This is a genomic window from Pseudomonas asplenii, from assembly GCF_001293465.1.
Taxonomy (GTDB): Bacteria; Pseudomonadota; Gammaproteobacteria; order Pseudomonadales; family Pseudomonadaceae; genus Aquipseudomonas; species Aquipseudomonas fuscovaginae_B.
The window spans coordinates 238,512-264,830 of the sequence record NZ_JSYZ01000018.1; the positions used below are offsets into that span (position 1 = coordinate 238,512).

22 protein-coding genes are annotated in these 26,319 nt (G+C 64.3%); 16 read left to right on the plus strand and 6 right to left on the minus strand.

The genetic code is table 11. The features are described from left to right. Positions 1–77 precede the first annotated feature (77 nt). The gene (locus tag PF66_RS22700; protein WP_054063883.1) at positions 78–1,013 is read right to left on the minus strand and encodes a chemotaxis protein CheV; all 936 of its coding nucleotides are present in this window, start codon (positions 1,011–1,013) and stop codon (positions 78–80) included. A 574-nt stretch (positions 1,014–1,587) separates the two neighbouring features. Between PF66_RS22700 and PF66_RS22705 the strand changes: the two genes are divergently transcribed. From PF66_RS22705 to PF66_RS22715, 3 genes are all read left to right on the plus strand, one after another. Then, on the plus strand, positions 1,588–2,052 hold the full coding sequence (locus tag PF66_RS22705; protein WP_054063884.1) for a hypothetical protein: 465 nt from the start codon (positions 1,588–1,590) through the stop codon (positions 2,050–2,052). Between the two features lie 457 nt (positions 2,053–2,509). After that, the gene (locus tag PF66_RS22710; protein ID WP_054057076.1) at positions 2,510–3,400 is read left to right on the plus strand and encodes a sensor histidine kinase; all 891 of its coding nucleotides are present in this window, start codon (positions 2,510–2,512) and stop codon (positions 3,398–3,400) included. Then, positions 3,397–4,056: a response regulator gene (locus tag PF66_RS22715; protein WP_054057075.1), complete on the plus strand. Its 660-nt coding sequence runs from the start codon at positions 3,397–3,399 to the stop codon at positions 4,054–4,056. The genes PF66_RS22710 and PF66_RS22715 overlap by 4 nt, the downstream gene beginning before the upstream one ends. Here the strand turns inward: PF66_RS22715 and yegS are convergent. Beyond that, the gene (gene yegS, locus PF66_RS22720) at positions 4,040–4,933 is read right to left on the minus strand and encodes a lipid kinase YegS (protein WP_054063885.1); all 894 of its coding nucleotides are present in this window, start codon (positions 4,931–4,933) and stop codon (positions 4,040–4,042) included. The two genes, PF66_RS22715 and yegS, sit on opposite strands and share 17 nt — an antisense overlap. Before the next feature lie 437 nt (positions 4,934–5,370). Between yegS and PF66_RS22725 the strand changes: the two genes are divergently transcribed. From PF66_RS22725 to PF66_RS33505, 13 genes are all read left to right on the plus strand, one after another. Further along, positions 5,371–6,807: an undecaprenyl-phosphate glucose phosphotransferase gene (locus PF66_RS22725; protein ID WP_054057073.1), complete on the plus strand. Its 1,437-nt coding sequence runs from the start codon at positions 5,371–5,373 to the stop codon at positions 6,805–6,807. Between the two features lies 1 nt (position 6,808). Beyond that, positions 6,809–8,266 (plus strand): mannose-1-phosphate guanylyltransferase/mannose-6-phosphate isomerase, encoded by a 1,458-nt coding sequence (locus PF66_RS22730; RefSeq protein WP_054063886.1) that lies wholly within the window; start codon positions 6,809–6,811, stop codon positions 8,264–8,266. A gap of 69 nt (positions 8,267–8,335) precedes the next feature. Continuing rightward, complete coding sequence (locus PF66_RS22735; RefSeq protein ID WP_054057071.1) at positions 8,336–9,109, plus strand: polysaccharide biosynthesis/export family protein; 774 nt, start codon at positions 8,336–8,338, stop codon at positions 9,107–9,109. A gap of 18 nt (positions 9,110–9,127) precedes the next feature. Beyond that, on the plus strand, positions 9,128–11,122 hold the full coding sequence (locus PF66_RS22740) for a GumC family protein (protein ID WP_054057070.1): 1,995 nt from the start codon (positions 9,128–9,130) through the stop codon (positions 11,120–11,122). Further along, positions 11,122–12,312 (plus strand): glycosyltransferase, encoded by a 1,191-nt coding sequence (locus tag PF66_RS22745; RefSeq protein WP_054063887.1) that lies wholly within the window; start codon positions 11,122–11,124, stop codon positions 12,310–12,312. The genes PF66_RS22740 and PF66_RS22745 overlap by 1 nt, the downstream gene beginning before the upstream one ends. Further along, positions 12,302–13,636, plus strand: a complete 1,335-nt coding sequence (locus PF66_RS22750) for a beta-galactosidase (RefSeq protein ID WP_192842844.1) — start codon at positions 12,302–12,304, stop codon at positions 13,634–13,636. The genes PF66_RS22745 and PF66_RS22750 overlap by 11 nt, the downstream gene beginning before the upstream one ends. Further along, on the plus strand, positions 13,633–14,853 hold the full coding sequence (locus tag PF66_RS22755) for a glycosyltransferase family 4 protein (protein ID WP_054061496.1): 1,221 nt from the start codon (positions 13,633–13,635) through the stop codon (positions 14,851–14,853). Before PF66_RS22750 ends, PF66_RS22755 begins: the two co-directional genes overlap by 4 nt. Continuing rightward, positions 14,844–15,944, plus strand: a complete 1,101-nt coding sequence (locus PF66_RS22760) for a glycosyltransferase family 4 protein (RefSeq protein ID WP_054061493.1) — start codon at positions 14,844–14,846, stop codon at positions 15,942–15,944. The genes PF66_RS22755 and PF66_RS22760 overlap by 10 nt, the downstream gene beginning before the upstream one ends. Beyond that, positions 15,944–17,332: an O-antigen ligase family protein gene (locus PF66_RS22765; RefSeq protein WP_054063888.1), complete on the plus strand. Its 1,389-nt coding sequence runs from the start codon at positions 15,944–15,946 to the stop codon at positions 17,330–17,332. The genes PF66_RS22760 and PF66_RS22765 overlap by 1 nt, the downstream gene beginning before the upstream one ends. Beyond that, the gene (locus tag PF66_RS22770) at positions 17,329–18,150 is read left to right on the plus strand and encodes an acyltransferase (RefSeq protein WP_054063889.1); all 822 of its coding nucleotides are present in this window, start codon (positions 17,329–17,331) and stop codon (positions 18,148–18,150) included. The genes PF66_RS22765 and PF66_RS22770 overlap by 4 nt, the downstream gene beginning before the upstream one ends. Before the next feature lie 9 nt (positions 18,151–18,159). After that, positions 18,160–19,584 carry a lipid II flippase MurJ gene (locus PF66_RS22775; RefSeq protein ID WP_054063890.1) on the plus strand — a complete coding sequence of 475 codons (1,425 nt, stop codon included), beginning with the start codon at positions 18,160–18,162 and terminating at the stop codon, positions 19,582–19,584. A 3-nt stretch (positions 19,585–19,587) separates the two neighbouring features. Then, the gene (locus PF66_RS22780; RefSeq protein WP_054063891.1) at positions 19,588–20,514 is read left to right on the plus strand and encodes a glycosyltransferase; all 927 of its coding nucleotides are present in this window, start codon (positions 19,588–19,590) and stop codon (positions 20,512–20,514) included. Between the two features lie 151 nt (positions 20,515–20,665). Beyond that, positions 20,666–20,998, plus strand: a complete 333-nt coding sequence (locus PF66_RS33505; protein WP_241494419.1) for a hypothetical protein — start codon at positions 20,666–20,668, stop codon at positions 20,996–20,998. A 51-nt stretch (positions 20,999–21,049) separates the two neighbouring features. Here the strand turns inward: PF66_RS33505 and recR are convergent, their stop codons facing one another. The 4 genes from recR to PF66_RS22805 all read right to left on the minus strand — a co-directional run bounded on the left by recR (position 21,050) and on the right by PF66_RS22805 (position 26,195). After that, the gene (gene recR, locus PF66_RS22790; RefSeq protein ID WP_054060348.1) at positions 21,050–21,652 is read right to left on the minus strand and encodes a recombination mediator RecR; all 603 of its coding nucleotides are present in this window, start codon (positions 21,650–21,652) and stop codon (positions 21,050–21,052) included. Positions 21,653–21,786: 134 nt separating this feature from the next. Then, positions 21,787–22,125 (minus strand): YbaB/EbfC family nucleoid-associated protein, encoded by a 339-nt coding sequence (locus tag PF66_RS22795; protein WP_054060347.1) that lies wholly within the window; start codon positions 22,123–22,125, stop codon positions 21,787–21,789. A 63-nt stretch (positions 22,126–22,188) separates the two neighbouring features. Then, complete coding sequence (dnaX, locus tag PF66_RS22800) at positions 22,189–24,285, minus strand: DNA polymerase III subunit gamma/tau (RefSeq protein WP_054063892.1); 2,097 nt, start codon at positions 24,283–24,285, stop codon at positions 22,189–22,191. A 209-nt stretch (positions 24,286–24,494) separates the two neighbouring features. After that, the gene (locus PF66_RS22805) at positions 24,495–26,195 is read right to left on the minus strand and encodes a putative bifunctional diguanylate cyclase/phosphodiesterase (RefSeq protein WP_054063893.1); all 1,701 of its coding nucleotides are present in this window, start codon (positions 26,193–26,195) and stop codon (positions 24,495–24,497) included. Between the last annotated feature and the right edge of the window lie 124 nt (positions 26,196–26,319).

Genomic DNA, 26,319 nt, shown 5'->3' on the forward strand with positions numbered 1-26,319 from the left:
GAGCCGTTCGCCCAATCAAAGGCAACGCAACGATAACAACGACCAGGGGCGGGCCTTGCACCTGCCCCCAGGTTCGGTCAGGCGCCGGGATGATCCAGCAGCAGGCGCTGGCGAACCACATCCACCAGCTTGTCCGGCTGGAACTTGGAGAGGAAGTTGTCGCACCCGACCTTCTTCACCATCGCTTCGTTGAAGCTGCCGGACAGCGAGGTGTGCAGCACCACATACAGGCCACGCAGGCGCGGGTCGTTGCGGATCTCGGTGGTGAGGCGGTAGCCGTCCATTTCCGGCATTTCCGCATCGGTGAACACCATCAGCAGTTTCTCGGTCATCACCGCACCGGAATCGGCCCAGGTCTTGAGCATGTTCAGGGCCCTGAGGCCGTCACTGGCGATATGCAGCTTCACCCCCAACTGGCCCAGGGTGTCGCGCAACTGCGACAGGGCCACCTTGGAGTCGTCGACCAGCAGCACCTCGCGCCCACGGGCGTACTCCATGATCGGATCATCGAGTTTTTCCCGGGAAACCTTGGCGTTGTACGGCACGATTTCGGCAAGGACTTTTTCCACGTCGATGATTTCCACCAACTGGTCGTCGACCTTGCTGATGGCGGTCAGGTAATGCTGGCGCCCGGCGCTGCCCGGCGGCGGCATGATCGCCTCCCAGTTCATGTTGACGATGCGGTCCACGCCACCGACCAGGAACGCCTGCACCGAACGGTTGTACTCGGTCACGATAATGGTACTGTCGGGGCCCGGCACCAGCGGACGCATGCCGATCGCCTGGGACAGGTCGATCACCGGCAGGGTCTGTCCACGCAGGTTGACCACCCCGCAGACAAAGGGATGGCGCTGGGGCATCAGGGTCAGTTTGGGCAGTTGCAGGACTTCCTGCACCTTGAACACGTTGATCGCGAACAACTGGCGACCGGCCAGGCGGAACATGAGAATCTCCAGACGATTCTCTCCCACCAGTTGCGTACGTTGGTCTACCGTGTCGAGAATGCCGGCCATCAATCACTCCTGGGGCGCTGATACAAAGAACTTCATTATGAGAGTTATCGGCCGCTTTCGCCGGACCTTGACCCCCATGCAAAATGTCACGCAAAACGTTTGATGTCACATTAACATCATGCTTTACTGAGTGCACTGTCCGGACTCGACACATCGCGCGCGAGGCGACCACCGGATCGGCTTTTTGTTCCCCTGCCTAGGGGAATCCCCTAGCAACAATCAGGTGCAACCTGATATTCGCAATATCCAATAGCCATTAATGTGACGCCATTCTCATTACATGAATGGAGTCAGGCTTTTGCTTTCAATCGCGGGACGGTGGCCGGAAAACCAGGCAAAACGCCTCACAGCTCTGGTTAAGACGCTCTGGATCGGTCCTCTTGGGCGATCTTTGCACTCGCCGCGAGTGGGCCTGTCGAACATCGACCGCACCTGCCTGAGAATTCTTCGCAATCACTCTGCACCGAAACAATCGGCAGCAGACTGCCGCTTCGCCCTGTTGACTGACATCAACTTAATGCCGTTCGCCAAGCGCGACCTTCTATCGCCTGCCGATGTTTCATGGAGATAAAGCATGCTGAACGGTAAAGAATGGCAGGCCAAACTGCCGGAATTTCTGGTGGAAGCAGAGCAACTGCAAACAAAGATGCAGGAGTGCTGCCAGCATCTGGCGCTGATCCGCAACGACAGGGATGCCATCGACTGCCTGCTGGCCGCCCTGCACAAGCTGAGCGGCCGGGCCGACGTACTCGGCGTGCACTGCATGGCGAACTTTTCCCGGCATGTGCACGACGTGCTGAACCACGCGCCCGAACGGCTCAACCTGCACGACGACGCCTTGCAGGCCCTGCAGGGCTGCCTGACCCTGCTGGCGTGGCAACTGGAACTGATCGACCCACATACCGGCCAGTTAAGCCTGGACGACAGCGAACAGGCCGAACTGATTGCCGACCTGGCGGCACAGATCGAAGTCTCGACAACCCTGCCTGCCGAGGCGAAAGACTTCACGCTGATCACCTTTCCCGGGCCTTCCGCCTGAACCGCAGAGCCCTGGTCAAGCCTCTCGCCAGGCCCGGGCACTCCCCTCAAACAAAGCCAAGACCAACTAACGAACAACTTTCGGTGTTTTGAGCCGGGCGTTCTTATGCGCGCAAATAACAGCGCGATAAACTGCAGTGATTTCAAACATAAACCGATAGCCAAAGCGGCTGGCGAGTCATCTGGAACCGGCGTGCAGAAAGTTGACCGAGCGGACATATATCAATAGGGACGACCAACCTTAAACGAAGTGCTACTATGCTGCCCGCTTGCTTATGTACTTGATGGCAAAATGAATTCCGGGACAACGGCATAGGATCCAAAAGGTAATAGCACTTAGCCACAATCCCTATATCAAGTTGTACATTAATATTGAACCGTAACGTTTTTCAAACGGAGTCCTGCCAGTGGTTACGGCCGGACTCTTCGCCCCGGACACTTATTTGGCTCCACATGCTATGTACGCCAGACTCCAGTCACTAAAGCCTTGGCTCCCCTCACGCAAGAATGCCCGCCGGCTGACCGTCGTGCTGTGCGTCGCCTCGGCCATCGCCAGCCTGGCGCTTTACCTCAATGGCTCGCCGCTGTCCCTGGGGTTGCTGCTGTTGAACCTCGCCATGCTGGCCAGTCTCTGGCTGCAGTATCGCGATTCGCGCACCTCGATCAATTTCCAACCCCAGGAGCTGGCCGACCGCCTGCTGCAGGTGCAGGAGAACGAACGCCATCGCCTGAGCCGCGAGCTGCACGATGACATCGGCCAACTGCTGACCGCCGCCAGGCTGCAGACCCAGTGGCTGCAAGGACGACTGCCGGAGCAATTGCGCAGCCACTGCGCGGATCTGAACAACACCCTGGACGAAACCCTGGCCAAGGTGCGGGATGTCTCGGCCATTCTCAACCCACGCCAGTTGACCAGCCTCGGACTGGAGGCCAGCCTGCGCGCGCACCTGCTCAAGACCCTGGGCAACACCAGCCTGCACTGGAGCCTGGAATGTCATCAGCAGTTGACCGGGCTGCCCGAGGAGATGGCCGTGACCGCCTTTCGCGTGACCCAGGAGGCTGTCACCAATGTGCTGCGCCACGCCAGGGCCGACAACCTGCTGGTACGCCTCAAACGTCTTCCCGAAGGCCTGTCGCTGTACATCGCCGATGACGGACAGGGTTTTTCCCCGGCCGCCAACCCCGCCGAACAGGGGCAACGTGGCATGGCCGGCATGCTCGAGCGTGCCGAACAACTGGGCGGCCGATTGACAGTCACCAGCGGACCCGGCAAAGGTACGCAAATCGAAGCCCTTCTTCCCTGGGCCCCCCGCGCCCTCGAACGAGCCAGTACGAATAAGGTTCTATGACCTGCAACTTACTTCTTGTGGATGACCACTCACTGATCAGGGCCGGGGTCCGCGCCCTGGTGCTGGAGATTCCCGGCTACGCTGTGATCGGCGAAGCCAGCGATGGCGCGCAGTTGCTCGAAGCCGTCGAACGCCTGAATCCGGATATCATCCTGCTCGACCTGTCGATGCGCGACACCGGCGGGCTCGATGCCCTGCGCCAATTGCAGGCGGTACGTCCGCAGAGCAAGGTGCTGATCCTGTCGATGCACACCGACCCACAACTGATCATGCAGGCCCTGGAAATCGGGGCCCACGGCTACCTGCTCAAGGACACCACCGCGACCGAACTGGCCCAGGCCCTGGAGGCCCTGCGCAACAACGAGCGCTACCTCAGCCCGGCGATCGCCCATACGGTGATCAACCAGGCCCTGACCCAGGCCCAGCGTCATTCACCGGTACCGGCCCAGAGCCACAACCTGACCGGGCGCCAGCTGGAAATCCTCAGGTTGATCGTACGCGGCAAGTCCACCCGGGAAATCGCCCAGGGCCTGGGCCTGAGCATCAAGACCGTGGAGACCCACCGCGCACAGATCATGAAGCGCCTGCAGATTTTCGACGTCGCCGGCCTGGTGCTGTTCGCGGTCCGCGAGCGGATCATCAGTCTCGACGACTGAGCAGCGGCGAATCCACCGGCAGGTGCACCCGCAGTGCACCGGGACGGGCCTCGAAACGCAGGCTGTCGCTCTCCAGGGGCTCACCGTCGAGGTTCAGGTACAGGCCCTCGGCGACCTTGATCTCGACCCAGGGCAGGCGTGCCCGGACGAACATGTTGTCCAGGCCCCAACCGTCGCTCATCAGCCGTCGCAAGGTACCGACCACCTCCTGGGGAGCCGGCAGGATGCTGATGTCGAGCAGGCCGTCATCGACCAGCGCCCGCGGACACAACACATGCCCGCCACCGGCCTGGCGGCCATTGCCGATACCCAGCGCCAACAGCTCGCCACGCCAGTGGAAATCCGGCCCCTGCAGTTCGCCATAGGCGGCATGCAGCTCACCGAAACGCGACAGCCCGGTGAACAGATAGGCCGCGCCGCCCAGCACCTTCTTCAGGTCCTCGGAGGTATTGGCCGTCACTTGGCTGCCGAACCCACCGGTGGCCATATTCAGAAACAACTGTTCACCTACCGCGCCGAGATCGATCGGCCGCGCCGATACATCCAGCAACTGCAAGGCCGCGGCCGGCTCCAGCGGCACGCCGGCAGCACGGGCGAAATCGTTGGCGGTGCCCAGCGGCATCAACACCAGGCTGGCCTCGCTCCCGGCCAGCGCCTCGGCGATATCGCGCAAGGTGCCATCACCGCCACCGGCAATCAGCTGCCGGTAGCCCATGTGCAGTGCCTCATGGACCAGGCGTTGGGCATCGCCCCCTTCCCAGGTCAACCGAACGGCCAGCTCCCAGCCTTCACGGCGCCGGGCCTCGACCGCTGCCCTGACTTCCTCGTTGAGAGCCTGCTTGCCGTGCAGAATCAGCAATGCCTTGCGCTCGCTCATCGGCGTTTTCTCCTGTGTCGATGGCCTTGAGAAATGTGGACCGCAGACGGATGAAAACGACTTGCCGTGACGGGGATTTATTTCATCGCCGGCCCCCGCGTCGGCTCTAGACCGGCCTCGACCGTCAATACAGCGACGTCGGAAATTTTTTTCAGTGACAGGGTGTCATTCAATTAGCGACCGACTGTTTCATGAGCTTTACTCAAGCCTATACCCTGTACACAGGAGGAAAAAATGTACACATGTGTCGGTGAATACGACTAGAGCAGTCAGACTTGTCCTTGATTGGATGACAGTCAGGACCGGTTGCATCTGACAGAAGAACCGTCTACCAGGGATGGGGCAGCGCAATAAACCTGGAGCGTTGCTATAGGAATTACCTACCGAAGTGCTTCGTAGTTGCCATTTCGAGAGGGTAGAAAAGGAAGGGGGTCTCAATGCGCTTGCAACCAGTCGACAGTCTGTTCCTTACCCGGCCCAGCATGGTCGAGTACTTTCTGTTCGGCATTCGCCTGGTCCATGGGCTCACCGCCATCCTGCCCGGCCTGCTGCTCCTGGTTTACCTGCGCAAGCAAACCCCCGACATCACCGAGAGCTACCTGGCCATCCTGCTGTTCTTCGGTGTCATCAGCGTACTGATCTTCCAGGCACTGGGCGTCTACGCCGAAGCGATCTTCAGCAACATGCTGCGCTTCCAGATCACCCTGTTCGCCTGGTCCTCGGCGTTCTGCCTGCTGCTGTTCATGCACCATGGGCTGCAACTGTTCAACTACCTGGACAACACGCAACTGCTGGTCTGGTTCATCGCCAGCCTGACGTTGTTCGGCATCGAGCGGCTGATCCTGCTGGCGCTGTTCCAGCAACTGATGCAACGCGGCATTTTCCTGCAGAACGCGGTGATTCTCGGCGCCACCGAGAACGGCCAGCGCCTGGCCGAATACCTGTCCCAGCACCAGGACATCCGCTCCGGGGTGATCGGTTTCATCGACGACCGTATCGGCCGGCTGCCCAAGACCATGGTCAACCTGCCGCTGCTGGGCAACTCCAGCGACCTGGAACAACTGATCCGGGAGGAGAAGGTCACCCAGGTGCTGGTCGCCCTGCCCTGGTCGGCGGAAAACCGCATGGACTACATCATTCGCGAACTGCGCCGGTTGCCGGTCAACGTCTTGCTGGTGCCGGACATGGTCGCCTTCCGCCATGCCCACAACCGCATCACCGAAGTCGCCAACCTGCCGATGTTCAATGCCTCCGAAGTCCCCCTGCGCGGCTGGTCGCCGATGTTCAAGCGCCTGGAGGACATGGTGCTGTCGAGCCTGGCGCTGATCCTGCTGTCACCGATCATGCTGCTGGTGGCGATAGCGATCAAGATCGACTCGCCGGGGCCGGTGCTGTTTCGCCAGAAGCGCTACGGCTACAACAACCGGCTGATCGAGGTGTTCAAGTTCCGCTCGATGCACCAGCACCAGGCCGACGCCAACGCCGAAAAACAGACCACCCGTGGCGACCCGCGAATCACCCGGGTCGGACGCTTCATCCGCAGGACCAGCCTCGACGAACTGCCGCAACTGTTCAACGTGTTCGTCGGCAGCATGTCCATGGTCGGCCCGCGCCCCCATGCGACGGCGACCAAGGCCGCCGGCATCCTGTTCGAGGAAGCGGTGAAGGAATACACCTCGCGCCATCGGGTCAAGCCGGGTATCACCGGGCTTGCGCAGATCAACGGCTACCGTGGTGAAACCGATACCCTGGAGAAGATCGAGAAACGGGTGGAGTTCGATCTGGAGTACATCGAAAACTGGTCGATCTGGTTCGATCTCTACATTCTGTTCCGCACTGTCCCGGCAGTGCTCCTGACACGCGAGGCCTTCTGAAATGAGCCTGCTCATTCCCTGCATCATCGCCGGCGGTGCCGGTACCCGACTCTGGCCGGTTTCCCGCGAAGCGATGCCCAAGCCCTTCATGCGCCTGCCGGACGGCGAGAGCCTGCTGCAGAAGACCTTCCGCCGCGCCACCGGCCTGGCCGACGTGCAGCGCCTGCTGACCGTGACCAATCGCGAGGTGTTCTTCCGCACCCTGGATGACTACCGTCTGCTGAACAAGGGCGGCACGGCCCTGGATTTCATCCTCGAGCCCTTCGGCCGCAATACCGCACCGGCCATCGCCGCCGCCGCCCTGCATGTCAGCCGGTTGTACGGCGAGGATGCGCAATTGCTGGTACTGCCGGCGGATCACCTGATCAAGGACCTGGAGGCCTTCGCCAAGGCCGTGCAGAGCGCGCGCAAACTGGCGGATCAGGGCTGGCTGGTGACCTTCGGCCTGGTGCCGACCCAGGCGGAAACCGGCTTTGGCTATATCGAGAAGGGCCAGGCCCTGGACGACGGCAGCTTCCAGGTCGCGCGCTTCGTCGAGAAGCCCGATGCGGCCACGGCCCAACGCTACGTCGACGGCGGCCTGCACCTGTGGAACGCCGGCATGTTCTGCATGCGCGCCGACGCGGTACTGCGCGAACTGCAGGAGCATGCCCCGGATGTGCTGGCGGCCATGAACGAATGCCTGGCCCACAGCCACAGTCGCGAAGGCAGCCAGGAATTGCAACTGGAACTGGACAGCAAGACCCTGGGGCTCGCCCCGGATATCTCCATCGACTATGCGCTGATGGAACGCTCGCGCAAGGTCGCGGTGGTGCCCTGCCAGCTCGGCTGGAGCGACATCGGTTCCTGGCAGGCGGTACGCGAGTTGACCCCGGCCGATGCCAACGGCAACCAGTGCAACGGCGAAACCGTGCTGTACGACGTGAACAACTGCTACATCGACTCGCCCAAGCGCCTGGTCGGCGGGGTCGGTCTCAAGGACCTGATCATCATCGACACCCCTGACGCCCTGCTGGTCGCCGACGGCAAGCGCAGCCAGGACGTGAGACTCATCGCCCAGGAGCTCAAGCGCCAGGGCCACGAAGCCTACCGTCTGCACCGGACGGTGACCCGGCCATGGGGGACCTATACCGTGCTCGAGGAGGGCAAACGCTTCAAGATCAAGCGCATCATGGTCAAGCCCAACGCCTCGCTATCGCTGCAGATGCACCACCACCGCAGCGAACACTGGATCGTCGTCAGCGGCATGGCGCGGGTCACCAACGGCGACAACGAATTTCTGCTCGACACCAATGAATCGACCTTCATCAAGCCGGGCAAGACCCATCGCCTGGTCAACCCCGGGGTGATCGACCTGGTGATGATCGAGGTACAGAGCGGCGAATACCTGGGCGAGGACGATATCGTGCGCTTCACCGATATCTACGGGCGGGCTCCCGTCGAACCCGGCAAATCCTGAAGCGCGGCAAGCGCACCAACACCAAGCCCGTCAGGGAGCTGTAAACATGCACGACAGGACGACCGACCAATGAAAACCCCCTTGCTGATCTTCAGTGTTCTATTACTCAGCGCTTGCAGCATCCCGGCCAAGGTGGTGCTGCCGCAGAAAAACGTGCTCGAGGAAGGTCACAGGGCTGGCGAGGCGCTGGCCGGCAAGCCCCTGCCGGCACAGCGGATCCGTGCCGGCGATACCTTGCGCATCGTACGCAACACCGGCGAGGCACCCTCGATCTCCGCCTTCACCGCCAACTCCATCTATGAGTTGACGCTGTTCACCGTGATGAACGACGGCAGCTTCGCCTACCCCTACATCGGCAACGTCAAGGCCGCGGGCCTGACTCCACAGGAGCTGACCCTGTTCCTGCAAGACAAGCTCAAGAACATCTACCAGGACTCGGCGCTGACCGTGAACATTTCCACTTCACCGGGCAACACCGTGTTCGTCGGGGGGTCGGTGCGCAACCCGAACAACCTCTCGGTGACCACCGCCACCACCCTGGAACAGGCGCTGATCGGTGCCGGCGGCCTGCTGCCGGTGGGTGACAGCCGCAACGTCGCGCTGCTGCGCCAGGAAGACAACGGCCGCTACAAGACCTATTTCTTCGACTACCGCGACACCATGCTCGCCGGCGTCAGCAACCGCCCGCCGGTACTGCTGCAACGCGGCGACGTGATCTTCGTGCCCAAGTCCCACGTGGGCAACGGCATCGAGTGGGTCGACCTGTACCTGAACCAGCTGATTCCGTTCCAGAAATCGATTGGTATCGGGGTGAACTACAACCTGCGTGAAAACAGCAACTGATCGTTAAGGACAACAGACATGATCAATATCCGCTCCTTCCGCGATTTGTTGCGCCTGTTCTTCATCTTCAAGCACGAAGTGAAAATCACCGTGCTGGTGACGCTCATCATCATCCTGCTGGGCGCCTTCCTGCTGCCCAACCGCTACGAGTCCACCGCATTGCTGCTGGTCAAGCCGGGACGCGACACCAGCACCCTGCCGATCGAGATCTCCGATCGCCAGGCGACCATCATTCCCAGTGCCCAGCGCGATCCGATTCTCGACGAGGAGCGCATGCTCACCGGGCGCCCGATCGCCCGCCTGGTGGCCGAGCAGTACCTCAACGAGCTGTCCAGGATGCCGCCACAGGAAGGCTTCCTGGCGACGGTCAAGACCCTGGTCAAGAGCACCGTGCAAGCGCTGGCCGATGCCGGTCGCGGGCTCCTGCAACTGCTCGGGGTGGTGGAGAAGCAGACCCCGGTCGAACGCCTGGCCGACCAGTTGCTGAAGAACTTCAGCGTGACCCACGCCCCCGGCTCTTCGGTCATGGAAATCAGCTTCACCTGGAACAACCCGGCGGTGGCACAGACCATCGTCCAGAGCTGGATCGAGCAGTACGAGCAGGAACGTACCCGCAGCCTCGGACGCAAGAGCCTCTATACCTTCTATGAAAGTGAAAGCAAGGCGACCCAGGCGCGGATTCTCGACTACAAGAAAAAGATCGAGGCCCACCTCAACGAACTGGGGGCGGTGAGCATCTCCGAGCGCCTGAACGATATCTCACGCAATCTCAACAACCTGCGCGGCGAACACCTGAACACCACCCGTGCCGTGGCCTCGACCCGCAGCGGCCTGGAGCGGATCCAGGCGCAGCTCAACAGCATGAAGAAAGAAATCAGCATCGGTCGGCAGATGAGTATCAACCCCGACCGCCAGGACCTGCAGCAACGGATCAACTCCAAGCAGATCGAACGTCAGGAAATGCTGCGCACCTTCAAGGAAGGCGCGCCACCGGTGAAGGCCATGGACACCGCCATCGCCAATCTGGAGAAGCTGCTCAAGGCGCAGAATGCGGTGGTCCAGCGCTCCGACAACCTGGCCCCGAACCCGGTCTACACCCGCCTGCAGAACAGTTTCGCCGACCAGCAGGCCAGCCTCAGCCGCCTGCAGACTCAGGCCGCGCAGCAGAAGACCCAGCTTGAACAACTGGAACAGGACCGCCGCCAGGCCCTGGCGCTCGAACCGGAGATGTCGCGCCTGCAACGCGAACTCGATGCCGCCGAGAAGAGCTTCGCGCTGTACAGCGAGAGCACCGAGAAAGCCCGCATCGACCGCGAACTGGACAAGAGCCGGATCAGCAACATCGCGGTGATCGAACAGGCCACCCTCAACGAAGCCCGGGTTTTCCCCAAGAGCCTGAGCATGATCCTGCTGGCAATTCCCCTGAGCCTGGCCGTCGGCCTGCTGGCGCTGTATTTCTTCTACCTGCTGGACCAGCGTATCCACGACGGCGACAAGATCGAGTCGCGCTTCGGGGTCAAGGTCTGGACCAGCCTGCAGGACATCAGCGACGACAATCCGCAGCGGCGTACCGCCTTCACCGCGAGCATGTACCGGCTCTACGGCGTGCTGCCGCTGGAACGGGTCGCCGAGCACGGCCTGAGCATCGGCCTGACCTCGGCCCGCCACGGCGAAGGGGTCACCTTCGTCATCGAACACCTTGGCGAACTGCTGCGCCAGCGCGGCCACAACGTACGGGTCGAAGGAGATGGCCCGGCGCAACCGGGGGAGATCCTGCTGCTCAATGCCGGCGCGTTCTTCTCCAACCAGGAAGCCTTCGTGATCCTGCGCCAGGCCGACCTGATCACCCTGATCATCGAAGCGGAAACCACCACCGTGCCGATTCTGGAAAATGCCCTGACGACCCTCAACACTGCCTTCAAGCGGGTCGACGGCATCATCCTCAACCGGCGCCGCTTCGAGATTCCGGAGCGGGTCCTCAATACCTTGGCACGGTTGCGGAGTCACGCCTGATGCATATCGCTCTGCTCGCGCCCCTGCCGCCGGAACAGAACGGCATCGCCGACTATGCCGGCCACCTGAAGACGGCCCTGGAGAGCCAGGGCGTGCGCGTCAGCACACCGCTGGCCGGGCTGGGCAACGACCCGCAGCGGGCGGTCCGGGCGGTGGCCGACCACGACTGGCAGGGCATTGACCTGGTGCACGCGGAAATCGGTGGCGGCCGGCTCGCCGAGTTCAATGCCCTGAAGGCCTTGCGTGCACGCTTTGCGCGGTTGCCACTGACGGCCACCATCCACGACCCGGAACGCCTGGTCTGGCGGCGCGAACGCCTGCCCTGGCCGCTGTCACTGGCCAGCCGCCTGCCCTCGCCCCTGCCGCAGGTGGCCACGGTGCTGGCCGACCCGCTGTGCCTGCGCGAGGAACGGCAACTGGCCCGCAGCCTGACCCGGCTGATCACCCTGACCCGATCGGGCAGCCAATGCCTGCGCCAGCGCATGGGCCTGCGCGGCGAACAGATGGCGGTGATCCCCCACGGCAACCTGGCCATCGAACCCGCGCCGCTGCCACCGCTGGAGCCGCTGAAATTGCTGTATTTCGGCTTCATCTACCGCGGCAAGGGCATCGAGGACCTGCTCGACGCCCTGGCGATCACCCTCACCCAGCAACCCGAACTGCGCAGCAGGCTGCGCCTGACCCTGGCCGGCGGCAGCGAACCGGAAATGGCCTTCGGCCCGTCCGGCAGCTACCTCGATCAACTGCGCCAGCACATCCGGCGCCTCGGCCTGCAGGACAGCATCGACTGGCAGCTCGACCTGCCGGCCGCGGACATCCCCCAGGTGATCCAGGCCCACCACGTGATGGTGCTGCCCTACCGCGAGTCGAGCAAGCTCAAGCTGCTCGGCCAACTGCGTGGCACCAGCGGCGCCTTGTCCTGGGCCGCCGCCTGCGGGCGCGGCGCGATCACCTCCGACGCCCGCTCGTTCGCCGAGGAAGTCGCCCAGGGCAACGGCGTGATCTTTCCCCAGGGCAACGTCACCGCCCTGGCGGCCGAGATCAGTCACCTGTGCGCCAGCCCGGAACTGGCGATCCGCTGGGCCGAACACGCCAGCATGATCGGCAACCAGCGGGTCTGGAGCCAGACTGCCAACCGTTTCCTGCAGGTGTTCGAGCAGGCCTGTCGAGGGCATGAAAATGTGGCGTAAACCGATTCTCTGGGTGCCGTTGCTGGTCGCTCTGGCCGGCGTCCTCAGCAGCCTGCAGTGGCGCGACACCGATGCCCAGTCCTCCTCCCAGGTGCTGCTCAAGGCGCCGCGGGCAATCGAGTGGAAGGACTTCCTCGGGGTCAATGTGCAGTTCCAGTATTTCGAGCCGGATATCTACCAGAAGCAGATGAGCCGGCTCGACGAGCTGGGCCTGAACTGGGTGCGCCTGACCATCCACTGGCCGATGATCGAGCCGCAGCAAGGGGTCTATGACATCGCCGCCCTCGATGCGGCGATGAAGCAGATGCAGGCGCACAACTACAATATCCTCGCCTACCTGGTGGGCTCGCCGGCCTTTGCCAGCAGCGCACCGGCCGGCGCCAGCAATACCGACCAGTACCCGCCCAGGGACTTCAACCTGTTCGCCGATCGCATGGCGACCCTGGCCGAACGCTATCCCCAGGTGAACACCTGGCAGGTGTGGAACGAGCCGAACATCATCTGGCTACCCAAGGAAGATCCCACCGCCTACTACCAACTGCTGACCACCACCGCCAGGGCGATCCGCGCGAAGGTCCCGGGCAAGCCGGTGGCCACCGCCGGCCTGGCCTACTACAGCCAGATGCACAGCACCCCGGGGCTGATGCTCGACAACCTGGTCAGCCAGGGGCTGGCCAGCCAGAACCTCATCGCCGCCTACCACCCCTATTCCGAGCTGCCCGAGGGCGACAGCGCCACGGCCAGGGACTTCCTGACCAAGGGCAACAGCCTCAACAAGTCGCTGCACGGCGCCGGGGTATCGCAGGTATGGGCCACCGAATGGGGCTGGTCGAGCTATGCCGGGCCCAGGGAAATGCAGGCGCTGATCGGCATCTCCGGCCAGCAGGACTACACCCTGCGTCGCCTGGCCCTGATGAGCGCGATGGACTACCAGCGGATCTTCCTGTTCAACCTCAGCGACCTTGACGCCCGGGCCACCCCGCGGGATCAGTTCTACGGCCTGGTAGACCTCGACGGCGAACCCAAGCCGGTCTATACCGCGCTGAAGAACTTCCTCGAAGTGACCGGCCCGAAACTGCAACCGGCCGACACGCCCAACCTGCGCAATGCCCCCGACGACCTGTTTAGCGTCACCTGGACCCGCAACGACGGAGCGCGCGTGTGGATGTTCTGGAGCGCCAGCGGCAGCAGCCTGCAGTTGCCCGGGGTCACCCAGGCAGCCCTGTACGATCCACTGGCCGGCAGCCGTACCGACCTGAGCGACGGCCAGGCCGTCACCGTACCGCTGAAAACCAGCCTGCAACTGTTGGTGTGGTCGCCATGAAGATACTCTGGACTCTGCCCTACCTGCCCTGGCCCACCACCAGCGGCGGCAAGACCCGACAATTCCACCTGCTGCGCAGCCTGGCCGCCCGTGGGCACCGGATCACCCTGCTGGTGCAGTCCAAGAGCGCGCTCGACGAGGCCACCCGCCAAACCCTGCTGCCGCATCTGGAACGACTGATCGTGGTGCCGCGGCGGCCGCTGCGCAGCCTGCGCACACTGCTCACCGCGCTGCTCGCGCCCTACCCGATGCTGGCCGCCGTCAACGGCTCGGCGCCGCAGTTGCAGCAGCAGTTCCGCCAGTTGCTGGAGGAACACTGGGACGTGATCCAGATCGAGCACAGCTACAGTTTCCAGCCGTTCGAGCAACCACTGATCGACAGCGGGCGCGACTTCATCCTCACCGAGCACAATGTCGAGTCGGCCCTCGGTGCGGCCAGCTACGACCGGCTGCCCGGCTGGCTGAAACCCTTCACCCTGTACGACCAGTGGCGCTACCGGCGCTGGGAGGCCCGGGTGTTCGGCCAGGCCACCGAGCTGGTCGCGGTGACCCACGCCGATGCCGATGTTCTGCACGGACAGACCGGCAAGCCGGTGGCCGTGGTGGTCAACGGCGTCGACACCGGCCATTACGCCGGCGTGACCCCTGACCTTGCGGCCCAGCGCCTGCTGTTCATCGGCAACTACGAATACAGCCCGAACCTGGATGCGGTGGAGTGGGCCCTGGAGGAAATCCTCCCGGCACTCTGGAAGCTCAATCCGCAGGTACGCTTCGCCATTGCCGGCTACGGCCTGCCGGACGCCTGGCGCCAGCGCTGGAGCGACCCACGCATCGAGTGGCAGGGCTTCGTGCCCGACCTGCGCACCCTGCAAAGCCGCGCCTCGGTGTTCTTCGCCCCGTTGCGCCAGGGTGGCGGCTCCAAGCTCAAGGTGCTGGAAGCCATGGCCGCCGGCCTGCCGGTGGTCACCACCGACCAGGGCAGCTCGGGCCTGAAGGTCGAGAACGGCCGCCACTACCTGGGCAGCGAGGACCCGCAAGTGCTGGCCCGGATACTCGCCGACGCCCTGGCCGACCCGGCGCGCCTGCAACAGATCGCCGACGCCGGCCGGGCCTACGTCAGGGCCGAACACGACTGGGCCGTGGCCGCCGCACAGCTCGAAGCGGTCTACACCCGACTCCCACAGCTCAAGAAAGAAGAAGTGTCCGTATGCGCATAGGCCTGGATTACCGCCCGACGGCGGGCTACACCCAAACCGGCATCGGCCGTCAGAACCTGGCACTGGAAGAGGCCCTGCGGGCCAACCCCGCGGTGCAACTGCAACTGTTCGGTGTGGCGCCCTATGATCATCCGTTGCGCCGCCGCGTTCATTGCCCACGCTGGGAGGCGCCGCTGCAGGGCATTCACCGGCTGCCCCTGCGCCTGAAGTTCGAAGCCGGCTTCCTCCCCGGTGCCCTGCGCGAGGCCGGGGTGGAAGTCTATATCTGCAACTTCAACATGGGCCTGCCCCTGGGCCGCAAGCCGGCCGGCATGCGCTATGTGCTGCAACTGCACGACCTGTTCCAGCTGACGCTGCAGAACAGCCACGGCTCGCAGATCAAGAGACGGATCTATCGCGCCACCGACCGGCTGTCGATCGGTCACTCGGTGAAGGTCGCCGACCGGATCTGGACACCCTCGCAGTACACCGCCGACGAACTGGTCAAACTGTTCCCGCAGGCCCGCGACAAGGTCCGGGTCCTGCCCAACCTGGTCGATGGTTTCAGCGGCGAGCCGGCCGACATCACCGACCTGCAGTTGCCGGAGCGCTACTGGCTGGCAGTCGGGACCCGCGAGCCGCGCAAGAACATCCCCTGGTTCGTCAGTGCCTGGCAGACCGCCCGCCAGCAATCGGACCAGGTCCCGGAACTGGTGCTGATCGGCGACCCCGAGCACCTGCCCTCGCCGCTGCGGCACCTGCCGGGGCTGCACTACCTCAGCGGTATCAGCGATGCCCAGTTGCACGCGGTGTACCGCCAGGCCCAGCGGTTGTGGCAACCCTCCTACGCCGAAGGGTTCGGCCTGCCGGTGGTCGAGGCGCTGAGCGTCGGCACGCCGGTCGCGGTCGCCAGCGGTTCGTCGCTGGATGAAATCACCCCGCCGCACAGCCCGCGCTTCTCGCCCACCGACAGTCCGGCACTGACCGCCCTGATGCTGAGCCTGGCCGAGGCCCCGGCCGAAGATTCCGGCGCCTTGCGCGAGTGGGCCGCCCGTTACGCCACGGCCGCCTACCGGGAACGCTTCAACCAATTGCTCGGGGAGCTGCAATAATGCCGATCGCGATGCCCATAGCACTGCTGTTCAGCCTGGTCTTCGGTGTGCTGGTCTGGCTGCTGCCGGCCTTCAAGGTGCTGATAGTGCTGGTCGGTATCGCCGGGATCGTGACGATCATCCGCCACCCGCTGTGGGGCCTGTTGCTGTTCAGCGTACTCGCCACCTTCCTGCCCTACTCGACGGTGCAGATCGGCATCCGCACCACGGTGTCCGAGGCGCTGATCCTGCTGGTCTGGGGCAGTGTGCTGGTGCAGGCCATGTTCAACAACCTGCCGGACAAGCCGCCGTTGCTGCGTACCGAGCGTCTGCTGGTGGCGTTGATGCTGTTCAGCGCCTTTCCCTTCGTCGTCGGCCAACTGACGGTGAACGCCGAGGGCAACGGCCCGGTGAACTGGATCCGCTGGTTGCTCAACCTCTCGGTGCTGTTCCTGGTGCCACGCCTGCTGAATACGCCGAAGGCCCGCGAACAGGTGGTGACCGGCCTGCTGCTGGGCACCCTGATGATGCTCTTGCTGTCGATCCCGGTGTTCCTCAAGAACGGTACCGCCACCAGCATGACGCCGATCCTGGAAAGGCTCGGTTATGGCGGTATCGCGGTGCTGGGCGACAGCCTCAGCGCGATGTCCAATCGCATGGGCTCGCCATGGATGCACCCCAACGTCACGGGCGGCGCCATGGCCCTGCTGCTGCCACTGGCCTTCTGCTTCGGCCTGACCCGGCAGGGCTGGCCACGGGCGCTGGGCTTCGCCGTCGCCGGCCTGGGCGCGGTGGCCCTGCTGCTGAGCGGCTCGCGCGGCGCGCTGCTGAGCCTGATCGTGGTGCTGATCTGGCTGGCGCGCAAGCGCGTGCCCTACACCGGTCGCCTGCTGATGGGCGGCGTGGCCTTCGGCGCCCTCCTGCTGATGTTCTATCCGCCGCTGCAGGATCGCCTGCTGACCCTCTTCTCCACCAACGATGCCAGTACCAGCGTGCGCTTCGACGAGTACGCGCACTTCCCGCAGGCCATGGCAATGTTCCCCTTCGGTATCGGCTTCAAGACCGAGCCCCCAGTGCCCGGTACCGGCCTCTGGGGGATATCCAACCTGTGGCTGAACTTCATCTACAAGCTCGGCATTCCCGGCATGCTGCTGTTCGTCACGGTCATCTGGAGCTGGTGGCGGGAAACCCGCCCCCACCAGGAGACCATCCGCCTGACCGCGGACAATGCCCTCTGGCTCGGTAGCACCGCCGGCCTGGTGGCCGCGCTGCTCAGTGGTATCTTCGACCACTATTTCAGCTTCACCCAGGTACTGATCGCCCTGTTCTGGCTGCTGCTGGGCCTGAACCTGCACGAAGCCCGACGCCTCAAGCCCAAGGCCTCGAGCCTTTCTGGAGCCCACCCATGAAACACCGTATGTTGCACTCGCAGAACCTGCGAGAGGCCCTGCCCGAATACGCAGAGAAGATGGCCGTCAGCCTGGAGGAACTGCAAGCCGCCTATGACTGGATGCTGGAAAACGATGTCTGCTTCGAACAACCGCTCAAGGGCAACGTGCTGTGCTTCATCAGCTACCTGAACATCGAACCACGTATCGAAAACCCGCTGGCCCGGCGTTTCTATGCCCTGCTGGGGCGCGAGATCAAGGGCGCGCTGATCCCGCTCTACGGCATCAACTGGCCGACCCTGCGCGACCGCATGCTGCGCTGGTGGGAACTGGCCTACAACATCCTCATCTGCAAGATCCCCAGTCACACCCTGCGCCTGCTCTGGCTGCGTCTGGGCGGGGCGAAAATCGGCAAGGGCTCGACGGTCTGGCGCAACACCGAGGTGCTGGGTGTCGACAGCCTGCGCATCGGCAACGACAGCACGGTCGGCTGGCACTGCCAGCTGGATGCCCGCGGCGGACTGATCATCGGCGACCACGTGACCATTGCTTCCCACGTACTGATCATCGCCGGCGGGCATGATGTCCACGCGCCGGAATTCTGGGCGGTCGGTGGGCCGGTGTATATCCGCGACTATGCCTGGATCGCCAGCCGTGCGCTGCTGTCCTTCGGTGCCGACATCGGCGAGGGCGCGGTGGTCGGTGGCCAGTGCGTGGTGTCCAAGCCGATTCCGGCCTACGCCATCGTCGGCGGCCCGGATGCGGCGATCAAGGGCGAACGTTGCCGTGGCCTCAACTACAAGGTGGGCGGCAAAGGCCTGTTCACTTTGTTCCACTGAGCCACGCCGATGTTCGGATCGACCCTCTGGCTGACCCTGGCGACCCTCACCGGCCTGGCCGCCGGTTTCGCCCGCGAGTGGCTGCTGGTGGCCGCCTGGGGCGCCAGTGGGCGCAGCGACAGTTTCCTCGTCGCGCTGTTTCTGCCGGAAGCCCTGCGCATGGCGCTGGCCGCCGGCCTGCTCAGCGCGGCGGCACTGCCGCTGTACCAGCAACGCTCGGTTGGCGACCAGGCCAACTGGCTCGGGGCGCTGGCGCCACGCCTGCTGCTGGGCGGCGTGCTGGTGGGCGGCGTACTCAGCATCGGCGCGCCGCTGTGGGTCCGACTGATCGGCCCCGGCCTCGACAGCCAGGGCTATCAACTGGCCAGCGGCAGCCTGCACTGGCTGGCCTGGTGCGCGCCGGGCTTCATCCTCCATGGGCTGTTCTGCGTGCCCTTGCAGGCGCGTTCGCGCTTCGTCCTGGCCGGGCTCGGCTCGCTGCTGTTCAACCTGCCGCCGGTGCTGTACCTGGCCATTCTGCGCCATGCGGCGACGCCGACCGGCCTGGCCGGCGCCTGCGTGCTGGGCAGCCTGCTGATGCCGACGGTGCTGCTGCCGTCGTTGTTGCGCAGCGGCTGGAAACCCTGGCAGGCGGCACACGCCCCCGGTGCCGGCCGCGAGTTGCTCAAGCAGATCGGCCCGCTGCTGAGCAGCAACCTGGCGAGCCAGGGCCTGGCCCTGCTGGAACGGATGGTCGCCTCGCTGCTGGGTGAAGGCGCGGTCACCTGGATCAACCTGGCGCGCAAGCTGATCAACCTGCCGCTGATCGCCCTGATGAGCCTGAACCAGGTACTGCTCGGACTGATGAGCGGCAGCGCCGGCAGCGAGCGTCTGTCGTTGCTGCGCAAGGGCCTGGCCAGTGCCACCCTGCTGACCCTGCCGGCCGTGGCCGGGTTGATCGGCGCCGCCGCCGCGCTGGTCAGCCTGCTGCTGCCCAACCAGGCCGCCGACAGCCCGCTGCCGGAACTGCTGGCGTGGTTCGCCGTACCGCTGATGTTCGGCGCCTGGAACGCCCTGCTCGCCCGCTACGCCTACGCTGCCGGCGATACGCGCATGCCGCTCAACTGCGAACTGGCCGGCAGCCTGCTCAACGCCCTGCTGCTGGCAGTGCTGCCGTATGTCTTCGGTCTGGTCGGAGTCGCCCTGGCGGCCGTCTGCGGCGTGATCCTCACCGGCCTGCTGCTGATGCGCCGCCAGCAACTGCTGGCCGAAGTGCCCTGGCGCAGCCACTGGCTGCTGGGGCTCGGCGTGATGATCAGCGCCGCCCTGGTGCTGCACCCGCTCTCGGGGACCTGGCTGCAACTGGGCCTGAGCACCCTCTACAGCCTGGCGCTGCTGATCGCCCTGGCCTGCTGGTTGCGTCCCTGGCGGCCGGCGGCAATTCCTGGAGGCTGAACCATGTCGACTCTCAAAGTGGCCTGTGTGATCCCGACCTATAACGGCCGTCGGGACCTGGAACGCCTGCTCGACTCCCTCGACCGCCAGACGGCGGTGTTCGATACCCTGATCGTGGACTCCAGCTCCAGCGACGGCACCTTCGAGCTGGCCGAGTCCCGCTGCCCCAATGTCCTGCGCATCGACAGCAGGGACTTCAACCACGGCGGCACCCGGCAGATGATGGTCGAGCGCCACCCGGAGTACGACGTCTACGTGTTCATGACCCAGGATGCCTACCTGGAAAATCCCGAGGCACTGGCCAACATCGCCTGGCCGTTCACCGACGAACGCATCGGTGCGGTCTGCGGCCGGCAACTGGCACACTTGGACGCCAGCCCGCTGGCCGAGCACGCGCGGCTGTTCAACTACCCGCCCACCTCCCAGGTCAAGAGCCTGGAGGACGCGCCACGCCTGGGCATCAAGACCGCGTTCGCTTCCAACTCCTTCTGTGCCTACCGGCGCCAGGCACTGGTGCAGGTCGGCGGTTTCCCACAGCACGTGATTCTGTCCGAAGACATGTACGTAGCCGCGAAGATGCTGCTGGCCGGCTGGAAAGTCGCCTACGAGGGCAGCGCCTGCTGCCGGCATTCGCACAACTACACCCTCTGGGAAGAGTTTCGCCGCTACTTCGATATCGGCGTGTTCCATGCCCGCGAACCGTGGATTCGCCAGGCATTCGGCGGCGCGGGCGGCGAAGGCTTGCGCTATGTGCTGTCCGAGCTGAAATTCCTCGGCCCCAGGCGCCTGGCGGCCTGGCCTGGCTCGCTGCTGCGCAATGCGGTGAAGCTGTTCGCCTACAAACTCAGCCAGCAGGAGCGCTACCTGCCCAAGGGCCTGAAGAAAAGCCTGGGCATGTACAAGCGCTACTGGGACGGCCCCTATGCCTGACCGGACAAGCCACTGCCGCCCTGGCGACTTTTCCGATAGATATCAGGGAATCGCCTCAATTGACCCGCCAGCCAAATAGAGCGAGTTTTTGAAGTGTCTTTTATCCGGGCGATGGCGCCCGGAGCCTGGACCTTCGAGGACAAAAAATCACATGGAAGTCGAGCTCAAGCGCTATGTCACACCGCACCTGCAACCTGCCTACCGGTGGCCGGACAACCACGATCCCGTGCAGCCATCCGCCGGTCCCGACAGCCTGGCCAAGCAGAACGCCGCCTCTGGAGGCAGCACCATGGAACCGCGCATCACCGAACTGGAAACCCGCTTCGAATACATCCACCGTGACCTTGGCGAAGTGCGCAGCGATGTAAAATCCATCCGTGCCCGTCTGGCCTACATGGCTGGCGGTGCGACCCTCCTGGGCACGCTGGTGGCCTGGGTGGCCAACACCCGCCTGGACCAGATCATGCTGTTGCTGACGTCCTGAAGCCGACAGCAACACCAGGCGTGTCGCCCCTCATCGGGACGGCCGCTGCCCTTACAAGGTGATCGGTTTACGACCGGCGAACGAATGTGCCAGGGTGCCGCCGTCCACCAACTCCAGCTCGCCGCCCAGCGGCACGCCATGGGCGATACGCGAGGTGACCAGCCCCTTGTTGGTCAGCAATTGGGCAATGTAGTGCGCCGTAGCCTCGCCCTCGACCGTCGGGTTGGTGGCGAGGATGACCTCGGTGAAACTGCCCTGCTCTTCGATCCGCGCCAGCAGTTGCGGAATACCGATAGCCTCCGGGCCGAGGCCGTCGAGCGGCGACAGGTGGCCCTTGAGCACGAAGTAGCGACCGCGATAGCCGGTCTGCTCCACCGCATAGACATCCATCGGCCCTTCGACCACGCACAGCAGGCTGTCGTCACGCCGAGGGTCGGCGCACTGCGGGCACAGGTCGTCCTCGGTCAGGGTGCGGCACTGACGGCAGTGCCCGACCCCGTCCATGGCCTGGGCCAACGCCTGGGCCAGGCGCGCACCGCCGCTGCGATCACGCTCGAGCAGTTGCAGGGCCATGCGCTGGGCGGTTTTCTGGCCGACACCGGGCAGAACCCGGAAAGCGTCGATCAGTTGGCGAATCAGGGGGCTGAAGCTCATGGGCGATAGGTCCGACAAAACTGCGAGAGGCGGTTTATACCCGCGGCTCCGGCCAGCGTCAAATACGCCGGCCGCGAGCCCCGGAAACGACGATGCCAGGCGTCAAGCCTGGCATCGTTCAACAGCAAGCGGCCTTAGAATGGCAGCTTGAAGCCCGGTGGCAGTTGCATGCCAGCGGTCATGCCGGACATCTTGTCGGCGCTGTTGGCTTCGATCTTGCGCACGGCATCGTTGACCGCGGCGGCGAACAGATCCTCCAGTACTTCACGGTCGTCATCGCTGACGCCTTCGAGCAGGCTCGGGTCGATGCTCACGCGCTTGACGTCATGACGGCCGGTCATGACCACGCTGACCATGTCGCCGCCGGCCTTGCCGGTGACTTCGGCGTTGGCCAGCTCTTCCTGCATCTTGGCCATTTTTTCCTGCATCTGCTGCGCCTGCTTCATCAGGCCGGCCATGCCACCCTTCATCATGGGAATCACCTCAAAGTTGCTTGGACAAGCGGTGCGAGGCGGTTGCCTCGCACCTTTCAGTTATTAGCCCTGGGTCACCAGGGCATCGACAGGTTCAATAGTATCGTCACGGACCACCGCGCCGAACTGTTGCATCATTTGCTGGATGAACGGATCGGCATGAATCGAGGCGATGGCCTCGTTCTGTCGCTCGTGCCGACGACGCGCGGCCGCCTGGGCCGGGGTTTCCTGCTCGGGCTTGATCAGCTCGATGCTCAGTTTCAGCGTGCGCCCGTGATACTGGTTCAGCGCTTCATTGAGGCGCCGTTGCTGCGTCGGGTTGAACAGGGCGCTGTGGGCCGGGTCCAGGTGCAACAGCCAGTCGTCACCGTCGACCGCGATCAGCGTGCAGTTGGCGGCGATGCTGCCGGTCATGCCGGAAATCGGCAGTTTCGGGAACAGCTGCAGCCACTCCAGGGCCAGGCCGGTTGCCGGTTGCGCCGCGGGCAGCGGTTCGGGCTCGGGCTGCGGCTCCAGCTCGGCGGCGTGTTCGGTCGCCAACTCATCCAGGTAGCTGTAGGCCGAATCCATGTCCGGCTCGATGTAGTCTTCGTCCAGCGGCGGCTCATCGTCGCGATCGGGGCCCGCCGCGCTGCTGCTCATCGGCTCTGGAATCGACTCGGGGATCGGCGCGGCCGCCCATTCCGGAGCCGTTGACTGCGCATGCGGCGCTTCCGGTTGTTCGGCAACGACCTCCGGCACCGGCTCTTCGACCGGCTCGGGCTCGGGTGCCTGCGGCTGTGGCGCAGCCTGGGCAGGCTCATTCCACGGCAGGTCGATTTCCTCGACGGCCGCAGCAACGGGCTCGGGCTCCGGCTCGCAGGCAACCGGCTCGGGCTCGGGTACAACCTCGACCACCGCAGCCGGGGCCGGTGCTGGCGGAGCCGAGGGGGCAACTGGCGCGGCAGGCGTCTCGACCACGGGAGCAACGGCCGCCGGCGCGGCAGTGGCCGGCCCAGCCACCTTGCTCGCGGAATCAACTGTGGCCTGGCTGATCCCCACTGGCTTTAGTGGCTGCCTGGGCGCCGCGGCGCTGTCGGCCGGGCGGAAGGCGAGCATCCGCAGCAGGACCATCTCGAAGCCACCACGCGGATCCGGTGCCAGCGGCAGGTCGCGCCGACCGATCAGGCCCATCTGGTAGTAGAACTGTACGTCCTCGGCCGGCAGCGCCTGGGCCAGGGCCAGCACCCGGTCGCGGTCGCCATGGCCGTTGTCGACACCCTCGGGCAGCGCCTGGGCAATCGCCACCCGGTGCAGCACGTTGAGGATTTCCGAAAGCACGCCGTTCCAGTCCGGCCCCTGCTCGGCCAGGTGGCGCACGGCTTCGAGCAGCGCCTTGGCATCGCCGTCGATCAGCGCATGCAGCACATCGTAGACCTGGCCATGGTCCAGCGTGCCGAGCATCGCCCGCACATCACTGGCCAGGACCTTGCCTTCACCGAAGGCAATGGCCTGGTCGGTCAGGCTCATCGCGTCGCGCATCGAACCGTCGGCCGCGCGCCCGAGCAGCCACAGGGCATCGTCTTCGAACGGCACGTTCTCGACCCCGAGTACATGGGTCAAATGCTCGACCACCCGCTCCGGGGTCATGTTCTTCAGGGAGAACTGCAGGCAACGCGACAAAATCGTTGCAGGGAGTTTCTGCGGGTCGGTGGTTGCCAGGATGAACTTGACGTAGGGAGGCGGCTCTTCCAGGGTTTTCAGCAAGGCGTTGAACGAGTGGCTGGAGAGCATGTGCACTTCGTCGATCAGGTAGACCTTGAAGCGCCCGCGGCTCGGTGCGTACTGCACGTTATCCAGCAGCTCGCGGGTATCCTCGACCTTGGTCCGGCTCGCGGCGTCGATCTCGATCAGGTCGACGAAGCGCCCTTCATCGATCTCGCGGCATACCGAACAGGTTCCGCAGGGCGAGGAAGTGATGCCGGTCTCGCAGTTCAGGCACTTGGCGATGATCCGTGCGATGGTGGTCTTGCCCACCCCGCGGGTGCCGGTGAACAGATAGGCATGGTGCAGCCGCTGGCTGTCCAGAGCATTGATCAGCGCCTTGAGCACATGGGTCTGGCCGACCATTTCGCGGAACGAGCGCGGACGCCATTTACGTGCAAGAACCTGATAACTCATCGATAACCGTCGCATCTGGAAAGCGGAAGACCGCTAATGCTAGCGGAGCAGGGGCGAAATTGCATCCAGCGCGGTTCTCTAATCTGTCCTGGCTGCCCGACCCGCAAAGCGACTATATATGAGGCGTGTCGCTGCTGATACCTGCTGTCGATCCGCCGCTGGCGGCCAGCCAATCAATTGCGTGGCCGTTATCGCCAGCAAGCCAACGCCTACACGATGTCGGGCGCTGCACGCCACAGTGGCGAGGGAACGAACCCGGCGACCCAACCCGGCACCGCCTGCGCCGCCATCGGTCGGGCAATGAATCCACCCTGCGCCACGTCGCACCCCAGGCTGATCAGCAGTTGCCCCTGCTCGGCCGTTTCCAGCCCCTCGGCAATCACCTCGCGGCCAAACGCCCGGGCCAGGCCGATGATCGCCGTGGTCAGGGCCAGGTCATCCTGGTCGTGGAGAATATCGCGAACGAAGGAACGATCGATCTTGATGGTCTGGGTCGGCAGGCGCTTGAGGTGGCTCAGCGACGAATAGCCGGTGCCGAAATCATCCAGGGAAAAGCGCACCCCCAGCGCCTGGCACGCCAGCAGGCACTGGCTCACCCGCTGGATGTTCTCGATGGCCACCGATTCGACGATCTCCAGGTCCAGCATCTGCGCCGGCACCTCGGCATAACGGGCCAGCAATGCCTGCAGCCGCGCCACGAAATCCGCGCGCTGGAAGTGCCGCGCCGCGATGTTCAGGCTGACCGGCCAGTGGTAGCCCACCCGCCGCCAGGCCTGTATCTGCGCCAGGACACCATCGATGACCCATTCGCCGATCTCGCCGATCACATCCGTCTGCGCCACCAGCGGCAGGAACTCGTGGGCTTCGAGCAGGCCGCGTTGCGGATTCTGCCAGCACACCAGCGCCTCGAAACCGAGCACCTGGCCGGTACGCAGGTTGACCTTGGGTTGATAGACCAGCCGCAGTTCATCGGCGGCCAGGGCCTGGCGTATCAGTTCAACGGTCTGGTAGGTGGCCCTGATCTCCTGGTCCAGCGACACATCGAACAGGTGGAAGCGGTTGCGCCCGCCCTGCTTGGCCATGTACATGGCCTGGTCGGCGTGACGCAGCAGGGTGTCGGCATCCTCATCATCTTCCGGGAACAGGGTCACGCCGATGCTGGCATAGACGTGGAGTTCCTGCCCGCGAATCGAGTACGGCGCCGAGATCGCCCACAGCACCCGCTGCAAGGCGGCGCGCAACGCCTGGCTATCGTGCACGTAGCGCAGGATCAGCACGAACTCATCGCCCGCCAGGCGCGCCACCACATCCTCGCCGCGCATGATCCCGCGCAACCGCGCGGCGACTTCCACCAGCAACGCATCGCCGCAGGCATGCCCGTAGCTGTCGTTGACCGCCTTGAAGCCATCGAGATCGAGCATGCACACCGCCAGGGGAATCCGCTCGCGCCGGGCGAAGTCCAGGGCCTGGTTCAGCAGTTCGGAGAGAAAGGCCCGGTTGGGCAGGCCGGTCAGCACGTCATGGCCTACGCGCCACTGCAAGGTCTGCAGCAAACGCTGCTTTTCACTGACATCGAAGCGGATCGACATGTACTTGCGCACCTGCCCCGTCACATCATCCAGCAGCGGCACCATGGTGCTGTCGAGCCAGAACAGCGAGCCGTCCTTGGCGCGGTTGCACACTTCGCCCTTCCATACCTGCCCACGGGTCAGGGTGCGCCACATGTCGTCAAAGAATTCGGTCGGGTGAAAGCCGGAATTGAGCATCCGGTGGTTCTGCCCCAGCAGCTCCTCGCGGCTGTAGCCGGAAATGGCACAGAACGGCTCGTTGACGTAGGTGATCCGGCCGTTCAGGTCCGTCTCGGAGAAAATCGCTGCTGCATCCACCACCTTGCGGTACGTCTCGTCCATGAGTCAGTTCACTTGGGCAATTCGGTTGAACCGCTCGACCGGGCATCCGCCCCCGCAGAGACCAGCACCCGTTCGCCACCACAGCCGAGCCCGCCCCCACAACGGAGCAATGCACGCTGTTCGG

Coding starts and splice junctions, on each gene's coding strand:
- PF66_RS22730 (WP_054063886.1), top strand. CDS start 6,809: ATGAGCCTGCTCATTCCCTGCATCATCGCCGGCGGTGCCGGTACCCGA.
- PF66_RS22740 (WP_054057070.1), top strand. CDS start 9,128: ATGATCAATATCCGCTCCTTCCGCGATTTGTTGCGCCTGTTCTTCATC.
- PF66_RS22710 (WP_054057076.1), top strand. CDS start 2,510: ATGTACGCCAGACTCCAGTCACTAAAGCCTTGGCTCCCCTCACGCAAG.
- PF66_RS22795 (WP_054060347.1), bottom strand. CDS start 22,125: ATGATGAAGGGTGGCATGGCCGGCCTGATGAAGCAGGCGCAGCAGATG.
- PF66_RS22705 (WP_054063884.1), top strand. CDS start 1,588: ATGCTGAACGGTAAAGAATGGCAGGCCAAACTGCCGGAATTTCTGGTG.
- recR (WP_054060348.1), bottom strand. CDS start 21,652: ATGAGCTTCAGCCCCCTGATTCGCCAACTGATCGACGCTTTCCGGGTT.
- PF66_RS22755 (WP_054061496.1), top strand. CDS start 13,633: ATGAAGATACTCTGGACTCTGCCCTACCTGCCCTGGCCCACCACCAGC.
- PF66_RS22745 (WP_054063887.1), top strand. CDS start 11,122: ATGCATATCGCTCTGCTCGCGCCCCTGCCGCCGGAACAGAACGGCATC.
- dnaX (WP_054063892.1), bottom strand. CDS start 24,285: ATGAGTTATCAGGTTCTTGCACGTAAATGGCGTCCGCGCTCGTTCCGC.
- PF66_RS22770 (WP_054063889.1), top strand. CDS start 17,329: ATGAAACACCGTATGTTGCACTCGCAGAACCTGCGAGAGGCCCTGCCC.
- PF66_RS22715 (WP_054057075.1), top strand. CDS start 3,397: ATGACCTGCAACTTACTTCTTGTGGATGACCACTCACTGATCAGGGCC.
- PF66_RS22775 (WP_054063890.1), top strand. CDS start 18,160: ATGTTCGGATCGACCCTCTGGCTGACCCTGGCGACCCTCACCGGCCTG.
- PF66_RS22750 (WP_192842844.1), top strand. CDS start 12,302: ATGTGGCGTAAACCGATTCTCTGGGTGCCGTTGCTGGTCGCTCTGGCC.
- PF66_RS22765 (WP_054063888.1), top strand. CDS start 15,944: ATGCCGATCGCGATGCCCATAGCACTGCTGTTCAGCCTGGTCTTCGGT.
- PF66_RS22725 (WP_054057073.1), top strand. CDS start 5,371: ATGCGCTTGCAACCAGTCGACAGTCTGTTCCTTACCCGGCCCAGCATG.
- PF66_RS22735 (WP_054057071.1), top strand. CDS start 8,336: ATGAAAACCCCCTTGCTGATCTTCAGTGTTCTATTACTCAGCGCTTGC.
- PF66_RS22805 (WP_054063893.1), bottom strand. CDS start 26,195: ATGGACGAGACGTACCGCAAGGTGGTGGATGCAGCAGCGATTTTCTCC.
- PF66_RS22760 (WP_054061493.1), top strand. CDS start 14,844: ATGCGCATAGGCCTGGATTACCGCCCGACGGCGGGCTACACCCAAACC.
- PF66_RS33505 (WP_241494419.1), top strand. CDS start 20,666: ATGGAAGTCGAGCTCAAGCGCTATGTCACACCGCACCTGCAACCTGCC.
- yegS (WP_054063885.1), bottom strand. CDS start 4,933: ATGAGCGAGCGCAAGGCATTGCTGATTCTGCACGGCAAGCAGGCTCTC.
- PF66_RS22700 (WP_054063883.1), bottom strand. CDS start 1,013: ATGGCCGGCATTCTCGACACGGTAGACCAACGTACGCAACTGGTGGGA.
- PF66_RS22780 (WP_054063891.1), top strand. CDS start 19,588: ATGTCGACTCTCAAAGTGGCCTGTGTGATCCCGACCTATAACGGCCGT.